Genomic DNA, 14,867 nt, shown 5'->3' on the forward strand with positions numbered 1-14,867 from the left:
TTCGACGAAGCGTTGTGTTCGTCAGCAGCAGAGAAGCGAGATTATGCGGTACAGCGTGCAACTCGTCAACCCCTTCTTTTTTCTCGTTTCGCTCTGCTGTTTTGTCAGCGTTGCGTTGCGAGGGACAGAACTATAGCCGACCGGCGACGACTCCGCAAGGGGTATCTGGCATCTTGTTTGCTTGCATGGCAATGCAACGCATCCGGCGATCTGCTTTTGTTCAGTTTTGACACAGGTGCTACATTAAAGAAAGCCGCAAAGGCTGTTGGGGGAGACATGCAACAGGAAACCGTTCCAAATGTGAACAACGCAATCATCGAGACTGCGCACCTGCGCTCGCGCACTTATGGCCTCGATCCCTGCAGCGACGTAGACCTTGGCCCCATCGACCGCTGCTCCCTGTCCAATATCATTGAGCAGAACCGCTTACTGCATACCCACGCGGTTCCGGCCATGGAAACGCTCTACCAGCAGATTGTGAACACCCATAATATGGTGATCCTGACGGACGCCAAGGGTGTGATCCTGCACTCGCTGGGCGACGAGGACTTCCTGGAGAAGGCCAACCGGGTTGCCTTGCAGGCCGGCGCTACCTGGTCTGAACAATGCAAGGGCACCAATGCGATCGGCACCGCCATCGCCGAAGCCAAGCCCGCCCTGGTGCATGCTGATCAACATTTCCTTCAGGCCAACCACTTCCTGACCTGCTCCGCGGCGCCGATCACCGACCATGCTGGCAATGTAATCGGCGTGCTCGATGTCTCCGGCGACCAGCGCTCCTTCCACAAGCACACCATGGCCCTGGTGCGGATGTCGGCCCTGATGGTGGAAAACCAGCTATTCGCCGCCGCCTTTGAAGATGTCATCACACTGCACTTCCACGCCCGTGCTGAATTTATAGGCACCCTGATGGAAGGGATAGCCTCCTTCACGCCCGGCGGACGCTTTATTGCCGCCAACCGCGCCGGCCTGTTCCAGCTTGGTCTGTCCTTTGCGGCCCTGCAGTCGCATACATTCAGCTCTTTGTTTGGGCTGCCGGTATCGGCGCTGTTCGATCATTACCGTACTGCGGCACCGGGCCTGCTCGACCTGTGCCTGCACAGTGGCGTGCGCGTGTTTGGCCGCGCCCAGCTCCGGCTGGCGAATAACCACTTCCAGCATCCAATCATATCGGCGCGTGAGGACAATCACCCGGCGCAGACAAATCCCGCCCATACAGCGCGCCGCCTGTCCGGCCTGCGCTATCTGCGCACAGGCGACCAGCAGCTCGAAGCGGTGATCGACAAGGTCACCCGCGTGCTGGGTAAAGACATTCCGATCATGATCATGGGCGAGACCGGCACCGGCAAGGAATTGCTGGCCCAGGCGATTCACAACGATTCGCCGCGCGCCCTGGGGCCGTTCGTTCCAGTCAATTGCGCTTCAATTCCCGAAACCCTTATCGAGTCGGAGCTGTTCGGTTACGAGGATGGAGCCTTCACCGGTGCCCGCAAGAAGGGCGCAATCGGCAAGATCCTGCAAGCCAATGGCGGTACACTGTTCCTCGACGAGATCGGCGACATGCCTTTCCCTTTGCAGGCACGCCTGCTGCGCGTGCTGCAGGAACGGATGGTCACGCCACTTGGCAGCGGCAAGTCGATTCCGGTGAACGTGGAAGTAATCTGCGCCACCAACCACAACCTGCGCGACCGCATGGCAAAGGGGCTGTTCCGCGAAGACCTGTATTACCGCCTGAACGGGCTGGTCGTGAAGCTGCCTCCCCTTCGCGAGCGTACCGACCTCGAAACGGTCGTCAACAAGATCCTGACCACCGATAGCGGCGGCAAGCGCTATACGGTGGCGCCTGACCTCATGCAACTGTTCCTGCGGCATAAATGGCCGGGCAATTTCCGCCAGCTTACCAACCTGCTGCGCACCGGCGTAGTGATGGCGGGCGACGAGGGCGAAATCGGCCTGCAGCATATGCCGGACGACTTCCTTGACGACATGCGGGAAGCGCGAGCCGAGGCTTCGGGCGCCGGCGCTCCCTCCGCCGTGGCGAGCACCGCCAGCGTTGCGGCCACTGCCGCCACCATGCCCTGCACCGGCACACGGCTCGAAGACATGGAGCAGACCCTGATCGTGCGCACGCTGGAAGCGCATGGCGGCAATGTCTCCGCCACGGCACGCGCCCTGGGTGTTTCGCGCAACACGATCTACCGCAAGCTACCCCATCTCAAGTAGCCGTCTAGAAGAACAGGATGCCGCCGAATGCGGCTCCATTCATCTTTGCCTCGCCGCCGGCGAACGACTTCGAGCGCGTCTGTCCCACCTCGGCCACCAGGGTGATCGCGCCGGTCAGCGCGTAATAGGCGCCAGCCGTGAAGTTGGCGTTCGATTTCAAGCCATTGGTACCGGCGGTGTTGTCATCGTTCTTGCTGATGCCGTAGCCCAGGCCCAACTTCAGTTTTTCATTGGCCTTGAAGGTGCCCTGCAACAGCCAGTGCTTGCTGCGCACATTGCCCTGGTCCGCATCCGACAGCACGCCGAGACCCTTGCCGCCCTGGTAGTTCGCCAGCAAGCCGAAGGCCCCCCGCTGGAAAGAGCCGCCCGCCTCCCATCCCGACATGGTGAAATCCTTGGCGCCTGCTGCCACGCCCTTGAACTTCTGCGACTTGGCGCCGAGCCATGCTTTAAACGGGCCATCGGCGTAAGTGAGCTGCGCCTGCACCTGTGGGTTGGAGCGGGTGGAGTACTGTGCCGCCGAAACGATGGGCGAATCCGCCACTGGATTGAATACGCCGGCATCAACGTTAAACCCGGAAAGCCTGGGAGAGCTGTACGCGATTTGACCGTAGTAGCCGACATAAGCGTAGCCGGCGCCAATATGGCCCAGCGAGACGCGGCCACGCTGCGTGGCCTGTACTGGTGCGCCGGCGCCGATCAGCGTCATGTCGCCAAAGATGGCGTTGGCGCCGAAGATGCCGTTGTCGCGGCCCAGCTTGAAGGTACCCAAGTCTGCGCTGCCGAAACTGAAGTAGGCCTGGCGCACGTCGACTTCGCTGTTCTGTGCTATGGCGCTGTCGGTTGCGGTGGCGTGATAGATGCCGATATGCGCCTTGATGTCGAAGCCGGACTGCCTGGTGGTGGCCGACGTTACCAGGCCGTTTGGCAACAGGCCGTTGCCGATGGTGGTGCGGCGGTCTTCTCCGCCGCAGCCGATGCCTTCACTTGCCAGCGCCAGCCCGCCCACCGCATCGCCACTGCACGACACGTATGTGTAGTAGGCGTTGACGATGCCGCCAACATTCACGTTCCAGTCGCCAGCCTTGATCTCCACGGCATTGGCTGCAGGGGCAAGCATTGCGCCGGCAGTGGCGGCAAGCACGATCTTCTTCATTGTTGTCTCCTCGATTTGATTGATGGATGCTGCACAAGGGACAGGGCAATTTGCGTGCCGGTTCCGCGCACTAGGGCGGTGGGTAAAACATTGTTCTTCCCTGCGCCATATCGGATCAGCGCTGTTCAAAAAAAAGGCGGCCCGCAGGCCGCCTTCTCAAGAGCTTTTACTTAAGCGCCAGCTTGAAAACCCACACCGAGCCGCCCTGTTCCAGCAAGTTCACTTTCTTCGCCACTTCGCCGCCCCACAGTGGCACCGCACCGCCCCAGCCCGAAACTACGGCGACATACTGCGTGCCGTTGTCCTGCCAGGTGATCGGCGGCGCCACTACGCCGGAGCCAGTCTGGAATTTCCACAGCTCCTTGCCAGTCTGCGCATCGAGCGCCTTTAAATAGCCTTCTGGCGTACCATAGAACACCAGCCCTCCAGCCGTTGCCATTGCCCCGCCCCACAGCGGAGCGTTGTTCTTCACCTCCCACTTGATTTTGCCGGTCTTGGGGTCGATTGCTCGCAAGGCGCCGATATAGTCGTCGAACAGCGGCCTGATGGTGAAGCCTGCGCCAAGATAAGCCCCGCCCTTCTTGTAGCTGATCGGCTCATTCCAGATATCCATGCCCCACTCGTTGGCCGGAACGTAGAACAGCTTTGTCTGCGGGCTGTATGCCATTGGCTGCTGGTTCTTGGCGCCGAGGAAGGCCGGTGCAGCAAATACTGAAGCGCCCTTCTTGCCTTCTTCGCCTTTGGTTGGATCGCCTGGGCGTCCTTCGACGATGTAATTCGGACGCCCCGTCTTCAAGTCGATGCCGCTAGCCCAGGTGATCTTGCGCACGAAGGGGAAGGCGTTCTGCAGCTTGCCGTCGTTGGCGTCGATCACGTAGAAGAAGCCATTGCGGTCAGCCTTGCCGCCATAACGCTTGCCATCCATGTCGAAGGTGACGAACTCATTGGCGCCATCAAAGTCCCAGGCATCGTTCGGCGTATTCTGGTATGCCCATTTGATGGCGCCTGTCTTTGGATCAAGCGCCACGGTAGACGAGGAATACAGGTTGTCGCCAGGGCGCAGGTGGCTGTTCCACGGCGCCGGATTGCCGGTGCCGAAATAGGCCAGTCCTGTTTTCGGATCGTAGGTGCCGCCCATCCAGGTCGAAGCGCCGCCGGTCTTCCACAATTCGCCAGGCCAGGAATGGTTGACCGAGCCGGTAACGCCAGTCTCGGTTGCCTTGCCTTCGCTGTCGTACTTGTAGCCCATGTGGCCTTCGACCGTCGGGCGGGTCCACAGCAATTCACCGGTCTTGGGGTCGCGGCCTTCGACACGGCCGACGATGCCGAACTCGCCGCCGGATACGCCGGTAAGCAGCACGCCGTTGGCGATCAGCGGTGCGGCAGTCATCGAATAGCCGGCCGTATAATCGTCCACCTTCTCTTTCCAGACCATCTTGCCGGTCTCCTGGTCCAGCGCGACAAGCTGCGCATCCAGCGTGCCAAAGATCACCAGATTGTCATACAGCGCTGCGCCGCGGTTGACCACATCGCAGCAAGGCATGATGGCGTCCGGCAGACGATGCTCGTACTTCCACAACTTGTTGCCGGTCTTGAGGTCAATAGCGAAGATGCGGGAATAAGAGGCGGTCACGAACATCTTGCCGTTGTAGATCAGCGGCTGCGATTCCTGGCCGCGCTGCTTTTCGCCGCCAAACGAAAACGACCATGCCGGCACCAGGCGGCTGACGTTCCGGGTGTTGATCTGCTTGAGCAGCGAATAACGCTGTCCTTCCGAGCCCATGCCGGAAGAAAGCACGCTGCTGGTGTCTTTCGCAGCATTGTCCAGCATAGTGGTTGTCACGCTGGTCGCCTGCGCCAGCGTCGCCGCCCCCAGCAGCATTCCGATGGTGATGTATTTCACGTCCTGTCTCCTTTGTTATGGTCTGTTTTCCCGAGTGCCGTGCATTCCTCGTCGGTGAACAGGCGCGAGCGAAGCAGGAAACGCTTGCCGGTTCCGTTATCGAGCGAGAACATGCCGCCAATGCCGGCCACCACGTCCACGATCAGTTGGGTATGTTCCCAGTACCCATACTGTTCAAGCCCGATATAGAAAGGTGCGCCGCCAAGGCTGCCGAGGTAGACGTCGGTTTCGCTGACGTCGAACTCGCCCGCCGGATAACACATCGGCGCGCTGCCGTCGCAGCAACCGCCCGACTGGAAGAACATGATCGGGCCGTGCGTCGAGTGCAGTTGATCGATGAATTCCAGCGCAGGTGCGGTGGCCGTGACCCTGGCAATTGCGTTATCCATGCTTCACCTCGCCTTTTCGGCCTTAGAAGAAACCGAGCGCGTTAGGGTTATAGCTAACCAGCAGGTTCTTGGTCTGCTGGTAGTGGTCGAGCATCATCTTGTGCGTCTCGCGGCCAATGCCCGATTGCTTGTAGCCGCCGAACGCGGCATGGGCCGGATAGAGGTGGTAGCAGTTGGTCCAGACGCGGCCGGCCTGGATGGCGCGGCCCATGCGGAAGGCGCGGCTGCCGTCGCGGCTCCAGACGCCTGCACCCAGGCCGTACAGGGTGTCGTTGGCGATGGCCAGCGCTTCGTCTTCATCCTTGAAGGTGGTGACCGATACGACCGGGCCAAAGATCTCTTCCTGGAAGATGCGCATGCTGTTGTCGCCCTTGAACACGGTGGGACGCACGTAGTAGCCACCTTCCAGTTCGCCGGCCAGCACCTGGCGCTCGCCGCCGGCCAGCAGCTTTGCACCTTCCTGGCGGCCGACGTCCATGTAAGACAGGATCTTTTCGAGCTGTTCCTGCGAAGCCTGGGCGCCAATCATGGTGCCGTGGTCCAGCGGGTTGCCTTGCTTGATGGCTGCCACGCGTTTCAGCGCGCGTTCGATAAAGCGTTCGTAGATCGACTCCTGGATCAGCACACGGGACGGGCAGGTGCAGACCTCGCCCTGGTTCAGCGCAAACATGGCGAAACCTTCCAGGCACTTGTCGAAGAAGGCGTCGTCGGCCGACATGACGTCTTCGAAGAAGATGTTGGGCGACTTGCCGCCCAGTTCCAGTGTAACCGGAATCAGGTTTTGCGCGGCATAGCCCATGATCAGGCGGCCGGTGCCGGTTTCACCGGTGAAGGCCACCTTGGCGATGCGCTTGCTTGATGCCAGCGGCTTGCCCGCTTCCAGGCCGAAGCCGTTCACCACGTTCAACACGCCCGGCGGCAGCAGGTCGCCGATAATCTCCAGCAGGACCATGATGGAAGCCGGTGTTTGCTCGGCAGGCTTGAGCACCACGCAGTTGCCGGCGGCCAGCGCAGGGGCCAGCTTCCACACCGCCATCAGGATCGGGAAGTTCCATGGGATGATCTGACCGACCACGCCCAGCGGCTCGTGGAAATGATAGGCATAGGTCTCGGAGTCGACCTGCGCCACCGTGCCCTCCTGCGCGCGGATGCACCCCGCGAAATAGCGGAAATGATCAATCGCCAGGGGGATGTCGGCCGCCATCGTTTCGCGGATAGGCTTGCCGTTGTCGATGGTTTCGGCAGTGGCGATGAGCTGCAGGTTCTGCTCCATGCGATCGGCCATCTTGTTCAGGATATTGGCGCGCTCGGTAGGCGAAGTCCTGCCCCACGCAGCTTTGGCCGCATGCGCTGCGTCCAGCGCCAGCTCGATGTCTTCGGCGGTGGAACGTGCGATCTCGCAGAATGGCAGGCCAGTGATCGGCGTGATATTGGCAAAGTATTCGCCCTTGACCGGCGGGACGAACCTGCCGCCGATGAAATTGTCGTAACGAGTCTTGAAGGGATTGGCGACGCCCAGTTTGCTGATGTCGGCGAGATTCATGTCGTCCTCTATATTGAGTGGTTGTGGGTACTGTCTTATTCGCAATTGCCGTGCCAGCGGGTTTTGCGCCTTGCGGCAAGCGCCGTGCAACAACAACTGCTCCAAAGTTGAACAACTGTTGCGCAAATCAACGGATCACCACGCCCCAGGGCAGTTCGCCGACAGGAATATCGGCCAGCTTTCGCGCGCTGGCGGTATCGATCACGGAGACGCTGTTGGAGCGGCCATTGGCCACATACAGCTTGCTGCCATCCGGCGTGATAGCCATGTTCCAGGGTCGCTTGCCAACCGCGATCGTGGCGGTGACTTCATTGCGGGTGGTGTCTATGCGCATCACGTTGCCGTCCATGCCGTTGGAGACAAACACGCTGCGCCCATCAGGGTGCACGGCAATTCCATTGGCATTGCGCCCGGCGGGGACCGTGGCCAGGGTGCGCAGCGTGGCCGGGTCGATCACGTAAACGGCATTGGCCATTTCACAGGCCACATAAACCCGGCTGGCGTCTGGCGCGAAGCCGATGCCACGCGGGCGCAGGCCTACTGCCACAGAGCCGGACTGGCGGCGCAGCGCCACATCGATCACGTCGACCTGTTCCGCCTCTTCTGCGCTGACATAGAGATAGCGGCTATCGGGACTGAATACGGCGTGTTCCGGATTTCGTCCCTGCACCGGGATATCCGCCAGCCGGGCATGGGTAGCGGCATCAAACAAAGCCACGCTGTTGCCCTCCTCGACCGCGACCGCTACCAGCCTGCCATCCGGAGACACGCTGACGCCCTCGGGAGATCGCCCCAACGCCAGTGTCACGCTGCTGCCGGCAGCGTTGTCGATAGCCAGCAGGCTTCCATTCGATGCGTCGCTGACGAAGATCTGTCGCCCCTCCGGATCACTGCCGATTCCGCGCGGACGCTTGCCCGCGTTGAGCTGGCGCACCACAGTATCGGTAGCGGTATCGATCACGCTGATCGTGCCCGATTTCTCGTTTGGCACATAAGCGAATGGCGCGGCATATGCGCTACCGGCAAGGCACAGCACCGCAAACACGATTGCTTTCATGATGTCTCCTTTGGTATGGTGGTATGTGCATGATCAATGCAAGCGATATGCCAGCGACCGTGAGGGTGCTTCGGGGCCTTGGCAGGCATATTGCTTATGTGTCCGGGAGACCCGCACAGCGGGCACGCTGAAACGATCCGAGGAGACTGAAATGCACCCCACCCGCTTGAATGCCATGGCCGCCCTGGTGGCCAGCCTCTTTCCCCCCATGCTGGCGCAGGCCGCGCCAGACAGCACGGCCGCCGAAGGCAATGCTGCTCCCGACGTTGTCGTGATCAGCGGCAGCCGCATAGAGCGCCCCAGCTTCGACCTGCCGGCAGCGATCAACGTGCTGGATGCGCAGCACATCCGTGAAGGACAGGTGCGGGTGAACGCATCGGAGGGCTTGGCGGCGGTGCCTGGGGTGGTGGTGCAGAACCGGCAGAACTATGCCCAGGACTTGCAGATATCCGCGCGAGGATTCGGCGCACGTTCGGCTTTCGGTGTACGCGGCGTGCGGCTGATCACCGACGGCATCCCTGCCAGCATGCCGGATGGCCAGGGCCAGGCGGCCACCTTCAACCTTGACATGGCCGAACGCATCGAAGTGATGCGCGGCCCCTACTCGGCCATCTATGGCAACCATGCGGGCGGCGTGATCCAGCTCTTCACTCGCGACGGCGAGGGAGCGCCGTCAGTGGAAGCCAGTTTTTCCGCCGGTAGCGACGGGTTGCGCAAGGCTGACGTGAATGCACAGGGCAGCGCCGCCGGCATCGGTTATGTGCTGGATGCTTCGCGCTTCGACACCGACGGATATCGCGACCACAGTGCTGCCCGCCGCGACCAGGCCATGGCCAAGCTGACAATGCAACCCGCGCCCGGAGCGAAGCTGGTCCTGGTTGCCAACGGCCTGCGCCAGGATGACACGCAAGATCCGCTGGGCGTCACCTGGACCACCTGGCAGCGCGATCCTCGTGCCGGTGAAATCGATGCCACCGACACCCAGGTACCAAAGCGCACGCTGGCTGAACGCTATAACGCCCGCAAGAACATCGATCACCAGCAGGGCGGCGCTAGCTGGGACCAACGCTTCGAATCCGGCCGCCTGCACGTCAGCCTGTGGGGCGGCAACCGCCGCGTAACCCAGTTCCAGGCGTTTTCCAAAGGATTCCAGGCGCCGGCCAGCCATTCCGGCGGTGTGATCGACTTCGACCGCGACTTCTACGGCAGCGACATCAACTGGCAGGACATGCGCGAGCTGGCTGGCGGCAGGCTGACCACGACGCTAGGCGTGGAATACGGCCGATCGAAGGATGACCGCAAAGGGTATGAGAACTTCATCGGCAATACATTCGGCGTGCAGGGCAAGTTGCGGCGCGACGAGGAAGACGTGGTATCGAACACCGACCCTTACCTGCAATCGGAATGGCAGGGCGAGCGCTGGCAGTTCACGGCAGGACTACGCCATAGCCGCATGCGCGTGTCAGTGGCCGATCATTTCCCAAGCAACGGCAATGACAGCGGGGCTCTGCGCTACCGCCGCAGCACGCCTCTGCTGGGTGTCTTATATAAACTATCGCCGGATGTGAACCTGTATGCGACCGCGGCGCGCGGTTTCGAGGCGCCTACCTTGAATGAACTGTTCTATTCCGGCACTGGCGCAGGGTTCAATTTCCAGTTGCGACCAGCACGCAGTACGCATTTCGAAGCGGGCATCAAGGCACGCGCAGGCAATACCCGGATCGATGCGGCGCTGTTCCAGGTGCGCACGCGCGACGAACTGGTCGTGGATGCTTCGAGCGGCGGCCGCACCAGCTACCGTAACGCCAGCGAGACCCTGCGGCAGGGGGCGGAACTGTCGCTGGACAGCAAGCTCGGTGCAGGCTTCAGTACACGCGTGGCAGCCACGCTGTTGAAGGCGACCTACGAGAAGCCTTTTGGCAGCGTGCGCGAAGGTGCGCGCCTGCCAGGCGTGCCACGCGCCAGCCTGTTTGCCGAACTGGCATGGCGGTCCAGTGGAGAGCGCTTTACCGCGGCGCTCGAATCGCTTTCGGTCGCCCACGTGTATGCGGAGGACGCCAATGCCGACACGCCGGCGCCAGGCTACAGCATCGTGAATGCACGAGTGGTCGCAAAGCAGTCCATCGAAAAGTGGCACGTCAGCGAGTTTGTGCGCCTGAACAACCTGGCGGATCGCCGCTACATTGGTTCGGTGATTGTCGGCGACACCAACAAGCGTTATTACGAGTCGGCGCCGGGCCGCAATTGGGTGATGGGCGTCAGTGCCCAGTACCAGTTCTAGAAGTTGATGCGCAGCCCGGCGGTCACCGTGCGTGGTGCGCCGGGCGCAACGAAGCGTGCTTCCTGAGGCTTGGGTTCGGAGAACAAGTCAGCGGCGACCGCGCCGAAGGATTCATAGCGGCGGTCCGCGGCATTAGTTACGCGCACCTGCCATTCCCATTGTTCGTTCGGGCGGTAGCTGGCATGCAAGCCAAGCAAGGCATGACCGCCTACGCGCCATGCCGGCCGGACGCCGTCTTCGTTGCCCAGTACCGCCATGTGCGACGTGGCGCCCAGGGTCGCCCCCAGCGTCAGCGCACCCGTCGCGTGCCACTCGGCGCCGAGCTTGAACGTATGACGTGGCAGGCCGGCCATGCAAGTTCCTTTTTGCACCGGCACGTCGCGGATACCGGTGAACAGGCTGCCGTTCGCACCGTAGGTGGCATCGAGGAAGCTGTAGCCGATGCTTATCTGCACCGAGGTTGCGTGCAGGCTGGCCGTGAGGTCAGCGCCCTGGTGGAGCGTGCGGGGGAAATTTGCGAAGTAGCCGTGTTGGGACACACCGGCGGTGCGGAACAGGATGTCGTCCTTGTTCACTGTTCGATAAAGGGCAAGCGCGGCTTGCTGCCCGCGCTGCTTCCATCGCGCGCCAGCTTCGACGGTGCGCGCCACGACCTGCTTCAGGTAAGGGTCGGATTGCAGGCCGACCGGCAGGCGGCATGGCTGGTCCGGATCGGCGCAGCCTGATTCAATCACAGTTGGTACGCGATTGCTTTGGGAGGCGTTGACGAACAGCGTCGTTTCGGGCGCCACCTGGAAGCTCATGCCGAGGGCAGGGTTCAGCTTACGATAAGTAAATCGCTCGTGCTGTGCTCCAGCGTTGTCGTGCCGGAGATTATTTGCAAGGCGCGATCCGCCATAGCGCGCAGAGGCAGTCAGCGACCAGCGCTCAGCCAGTGCCCAGGTATCGCTGACGAAGATGGCCGCGCTCCGGGCTGTGCCATCGACGGCAGCCTCCAGTCCCGGTTCGGTGCCTGGCAGCGCCAGCGCCTCACGTCGCATGCTGAATTCCCCTGCCTGGCTGAATTGAGCAAACGACACGCTACTGCGGTCAAAAGTGGCGCCCAACGCCAGCCGATGTGCCGCCAAGGAATGCTGCCAGCTCGCACTCGCGCCCTGGCTCCACTGCCGTGTCACGGCCATGTTGATGCTGGCGGACAGAAAGCTGCCGTCGTCGGCTTCGGCCACATCGCCATTGACGCTATCACGCCGGCTGCTGCGGGTGTAAGCGGAGAAGGATAGCTGCGCGCCGCTGTCCATAAGCTGGCGCAAGCTGGCCTGGATTTGCCGTAGTCGGTTATGGGTACGGTCAGGACTGGTGTACACGGCGCGCCGGTCCGCTTCATACAGGCCATCCGGCAGCAAGCCGTTTCCCACCAACCGGCTGCCGCCAGCCAGCACTGACACGTCCCATCCCAGGCCGCCCTTGTTACGCCCCGTCTTGACGAACAACCGTCCCAGCCGCCCGGGCGAATCCGCCCGCCAGCCGTGGTCGCGGAACAGCGTAGCGGCCACATAGCTATGCCAGCCATCGCCACCGTGCGCGCCGTGCGACAGCTCTACTTGTCGCCGTCCATAACTGGAGCCCGCGGCGCTGATGCTACCGCCTGGATCATCAAGCCCGTTGCGCGTGGTCAGCACCAGCGCCCCACCCAAGGTGTTCAAACCATACAGGGGGTTCGATCCCGGCGCTAGAAGTACTTGCCCGATGGCCGCTTCCGGCAGCATGTCCCAATTCACGACATCACCGAATGGCTCATTCACGCGCACGCCATCCAGATAGACTGACAAGCCCTGAGCTGTCCCCAGCAGCGGCGAGGCACGAAAGCCGCGGTAGGTCACGTCATGCTGGAAGGAGCTGCCCGATACCTCATTCAGGTTCACTCCTGCCAGCGTGCGCGCCATGGTCTCTGCCAGGGTTTCGCCCTGTTGCGGCACTGCGCCAAGCTGCACGGCATACGGCAACAGGCGCCGTTCGACGGCCAAAATGCCTGCCGGCGCGATGCCGACAATTTCCACCGACTGGATGCCACCGCCAGTGTCTTCGCTCTCACCGCGCGCCGCTACTGCCAGCAATGCCAGCACACCGCCCAGCACGTGCTGCTTCATGGCTTGGCCAATTGAACGCCGTGGCGTGCAAAAATCTCCTTCAGCTCTCCGCTGGCAACCAGCTCATTCAAGGCCGCCTGCAGCTTGCGCGCCACCTCCGTATTATCCTTGCGCATTGCCATGCCAATCGCCCACCCTGCACGCGGCAGGCGCTGGAAACTGACCTGCTCCAGCGGGAAATCCGGGTCGCCCCGCAATTCGGACTCGATCTCCGAGCGTGTCGCCAGCACCGCGTCCAACTCGCCTGCTTTCAGCTTTTGCAAGGCCTCGGCCGCAGTATGGAACAAGTGCACCTGGTCGCGGAAACGTCCATTTCCCTCCCCCAGCATCACCATGCCCGCCAGCGACACCTGCTCGACTCCTATGCGCTTTCCCGCGAGGGAAGCCACGCCATCGAAAACCGGAATGCTGCGCGCGCTGCGCACCAGGCGCACCGCTTCCACATGGTAGGGTGCAAAGATCTCCACCTTGTCGTTGGACGCCATCAGTGCACCGTCCACCGGCACGTGCAGCATCACATCGGCCGGGCCATAGCCAAGGTAGTGCCCCTTCCACACCATGTTGCGCAAGTCATCGTTCAGGTTTTCGCCCGCCGGGAACGGCAGCAGGCTCAGTTTCAGCGACAGCTTGCGCGCCAGGGCTGCGGCGAGGTCGACATCGACTCCCTGGCCGTTGTCGGAAAACGGCGCGAACTCCTTGTAGACGGCGACCTTCAGGATGCCGGTTTCAGCATGGGCCGGAAGTGCTGCAACCAGCAAGGCGCAGCAGATCAGCAGCATGGCGCGAAGGCCGCGCAGGCGCAGGGTAAGCATGATGGCCTCGCATCAGTTGGTGGCGCGACGGGTTTCCAGGTAGGTCTTGATGGCCCACATGGCTTCCTGGTTAAAAACCCCTTCGAACGGTGGCATGTACACGGCACCATTGCGCACTTTGCCGCCGCGGATCGAGGTGAGAAAGTAGCGGTCGATCTCCTTGTAGCAAGCCTGCTTCTTGGTTTCGTTGCGCATGCCCACGCAATCGCGATCGAGCATGCGCAGGTCGGGAGCAATGCCGCCCGACACCGCTTCCAGGCCGTGGCAGCGGGCACAGTTCTGGTTATAGGCGGAAGAACCGATCTTCAACGCCAGCTTGTTGTCTTTGTAGGGGTTTTCATCGCGCCATTTGTCGCCCAGCACGGGAAGGCCGGTGGTATCGACGCCCTGCGGCGTCACGTTGCCGTGGGCGACAGCGAACAGTGAGGTGGTGACTGCGGCAGTTGCAGCAGCGGCAAGAATCAAGCGTTTCATGGATGTCTCCTGCATGGTGTGGTTGTAATACCCATGCAGGAGCAAGCCGCGTGCCATGATTTCCTCCCTTTGGAGGCGGGGACAGGTGCTCCAGTCTGGAACACCTGTCACAGGGCAGGTGTCACATCAGGGATAGACAAAAGACTTCACCAGGGTCATCTCGCCCGCGGCACGCAGCGGCACCAGGAAGGTCTGCTGCTTTTCGCCCGGCGTATTCTCGTTGGTGATGATTGAGACGGTGGCTACGGTAATGACCTGCTGCTCAGAGCTGCCACCGTAGTAATTGACGTAGACGTGGTAATTGCCCTTCTCCGGTGCCGGGCTGGAATAGATTTCCGGTCCATAGCCGGTCGTCACGTCCACATCCAGGCCGCTGCCATCTGGCAGGACGCGGTTGCCGTACCAGGAGTGGCCGCCGTTTGGCGTCACCACGTGCAAGTCCACGTCGGTGCCCGGGCTGTCCCAGGACAACACAACCCGCAGGCGCGACTTGGTCTTGCCGCTGTAGCCGTCGTAGAACTGGGTGCGCGCGCGGCTCTTGCCATCCGGCGAACGCACTTCGACACTGTTCGAGCCGGTGCCGAAGCTGTAAGGGCGTGCGAAGCGCCCGTCTTCGTCCAGCTGGATCGGCATGGCGACGCCGTTGACGATCAGTCTCGCCGGCTTGTTCTTGTCTGCGCCGGCGATCCTGCCGCGGATCTGCGCAGTCTCGGCCTGCCCTTGCTGCATATTGACGGAGGACGCCGGGTAATTCACGGTCTGGCTGTACTGCTCCTCGTTGCCGGCCGAATGGCGCCAGCCGCTCTTGGGCGACTCAATGCGCACTTGCGCCATGGCGCAGGCGGGCAACAGCAATAGCAGGAGGCAGAGTTTCTTCATGTG

The 14,867-nt window shown here is 61.9% G+C and carries 11 protein-coding genes; 2 read left to right on the forward strand and 9 right to left on the reverse strand.

The genetic code is table 11. The features are described from left to right. Positions 1-276: 276 nt before the first annotated feature. Entirely contained in the window at positions 277-2,223 is a 1,947-nt protein-coding gene (locus ASD58_RS05760) for a sigma-54-dependent Fis family transcriptional regulator (RefSeq protein WP_057260159.1), read from the forward strand. Positions 2,224-2,227: 4 nt separating this feature from the next. Here ASD58_RS05760 and ASD58_RS05765 read toward each other — a convergent pair whose 3' ends face one another. The 5 genes from ASD58_RS05765 to ASD58_RS05785 all read right to left on the reverse strand — a co-directional run bounded on the left by ASD58_RS05765 (position 2,228) and on the right by ASD58_RS05785 (position 8,271). Then, entirely contained in the window at positions 2,228-3,379 is a 1,152-nt protein-coding gene (locus tag ASD58_RS05765; RefSeq protein ID WP_057260160.1) for a porin, read from the reverse strand. Between the two features lie 166 nt (positions 3,380-3,545). Next, positions 3,546-5,261: a PQQ-dependent methanol/ethanol family dehydrogenase gene (locus ASD58_RS05770; RefSeq protein ID WP_057260341.1), complete on the reverse strand. Its 1,716-nt coding sequence runs from the start codon at positions 5,259-5,261 to the stop codon at positions 3,546-3,548. 17 nt (positions 5,262-5,278) lie between these two features. After that, a complete protein-coding gene (locus tag ASD58_RS05775; protein WP_057260161.1) occupies positions 5,279-5,671 on the reverse strand; it encodes a DUF779 domain-containing protein in 393 nt (130 codons plus the stop codon). Between the two features lie 22 nt (positions 5,672-5,693). Then, positions 5,694-7,214 carry an aldehyde dehydrogenase gene (adh, locus tag ASD58_RS05780; protein ID WP_057260162.1) on the reverse strand — a complete coding sequence of 507 codons (1,521 nt, stop codon included), beginning with the start codon at positions 7,212-7,214 and terminating at the stop codon, positions 5,694-5,696. Between the two features lie 127 nt (positions 7,215-7,341). After that, a complete protein-coding gene (locus ASD58_RS05785; protein ID WP_057260163.1) occupies positions 7,342-8,271 on the reverse strand; it encodes a beta-propeller fold lactonase family protein in 930 nt (309 codons plus the stop codon). 151 nt (positions 8,272-8,422) lie between these two features. Between ASD58_RS05785 and ASD58_RS05790 the strand changes: the two genes are divergently transcribed. Beyond that, positions 8,423-10,552: a TonB-dependent receptor family protein gene (locus ASD58_RS05790; protein ID WP_373994442.1), complete on the forward strand. Its 2,130-nt coding sequence runs from the start codon at positions 8,423-8,425 to the stop codon at positions 10,550-10,552. Here ASD58_RS05790 and ASD58_RS05795 read toward each other — a convergent pair. From ASD58_RS05795 to ASD58_RS05810, 4 genes are all read right to left on the reverse strand, one after another. Continuing rightward, positions 10,549-12,699 (reverse strand): TonB-dependent receptor, encoded by a 2,151-nt coding sequence (locus ASD58_RS05795; RefSeq protein WP_057260164.1) that lies wholly within the window; start codon positions 12,697-12,699, stop codon positions 10,549-10,551. The genes ASD58_RS05790 and ASD58_RS05795 overlap by 4 nt on opposite strands. Then, on the reverse strand, positions 12,696-13,511 hold the full coding sequence (locus tag ASD58_RS05800; RefSeq protein WP_057260165.1) for an ABC transporter substrate-binding protein: 816 nt from the start codon (positions 13,509-13,511) through the stop codon (positions 12,696-12,698). The genes ASD58_RS05795 and ASD58_RS05800 overlap by 4 nt, the downstream gene beginning before the upstream one ends. Positions 13,512-13,523: 12 nt before the next feature. After that, the gene (gene pedF, locus ASD58_RS05805; RefSeq protein ID WP_082565268.1) at positions 13,524-13,985 is read right to left on the reverse strand and encodes a cytochrome c-550 PedF; all 462 of its coding nucleotides are present in this window, start codon (positions 13,983-13,985) and stop codon (positions 13,524-13,526) included. Between the two features lie 126 nt (positions 13,986-14,111). After that, on the reverse strand, positions 14,112-14,864 hold the full coding sequence (locus tag ASD58_RS05810) for a YfaP family protein (protein WP_057260166.1): 753 nt from the start codon (positions 14,862-14,864) through the stop codon (positions 14,112-14,114). Between the last annotated feature and the right edge of the window lie 3 nt (positions 14,865-14,867).

The sequence above is a fragment of the Duganella sp. Root1480D1 genome, assembly GCF_001427305.1.
GTDB lineage: Bacteria > Pseudomonadota > Gammaproteobacteria > Burkholderiales > Burkholderiaceae_D > Rugamonas.

Excerpts from the sequence above, each read along its gene's own strand:
- ASD58_RS05775 (WP_057260161.1), bottom strand. The coding sequence starts at position 5,671 with ATGGATAACGCAATTGCCAGGGTCACGGCCACCGCACCTGCGCTGGAA.
- ASD58_RS05765 (WP_057260160.1), bottom strand. The coding sequence starts at position 3,379 with ATGAAGAAGATCGTGCTTGCCGCCACTGCCGGCGCAATGCTTGCCCCT.
- ASD58_RS05810 (WP_057260166.1), bottom strand. The coding sequence starts at position 14,864 with ATGAAGAAACTCTGCCTCCTGCTATTGCTGTTGCCCGCCTGCGCCATG.
- ASD58_RS05760 (WP_057260159.1), top strand. The coding sequence starts at position 277 with ATGCAACAGGAAACCGTTCCAAATGTGAACAACGCAATCATCGAGACT.
- ASD58_RS05785 (WP_057260163.1), bottom strand. The coding sequence starts at position 8,271 with ATGAAAGCAATCGTGTTTGCGGTGCTGTGCCTTGCCGGTAGCGCATAT.
- adh (WP_057260162.1), bottom strand. The coding sequence starts at position 7,214 with ATGAATCTCGCCGACATCAGCAAACTGGGCGTCGCCAATCCCTTCAAG.
- ASD58_RS05770 (WP_057260341.1), bottom strand. The coding sequence starts at position 5,261 with ATGCTGCTGGGGGCGGCGACGCTGGCGCAGGCGACCAGCGTGACAACC.
- pedF (WP_082565268.1), bottom strand. The coding sequence starts at position 13,985 with ATGAAACGCTTGATTCTTGCCGCTGCTGCAACTGCCGCAGTCACCACC.
- ASD58_RS05790 (WP_373994442.1), top strand. The coding sequence starts at position 8,423 with ATGCACCCCACCCGCTTGAATGCCATGGCCGCCCTGGTGGCCAGCCTC.
- ASD58_RS05800 (WP_057260165.1), bottom strand. The coding sequence starts at position 13,511 with ATGCTTACCCTGCGCCTGCGCGGCCTTCGCGCCATGCTGCTGATCTGC.
- ASD58_RS05795 (WP_057260164.1), bottom strand. The coding sequence starts at position 12,699 with ATGAAGCAGCACGTGCTGGGCGGTGTGCTGGCATTGCTGGCAGTAGCG.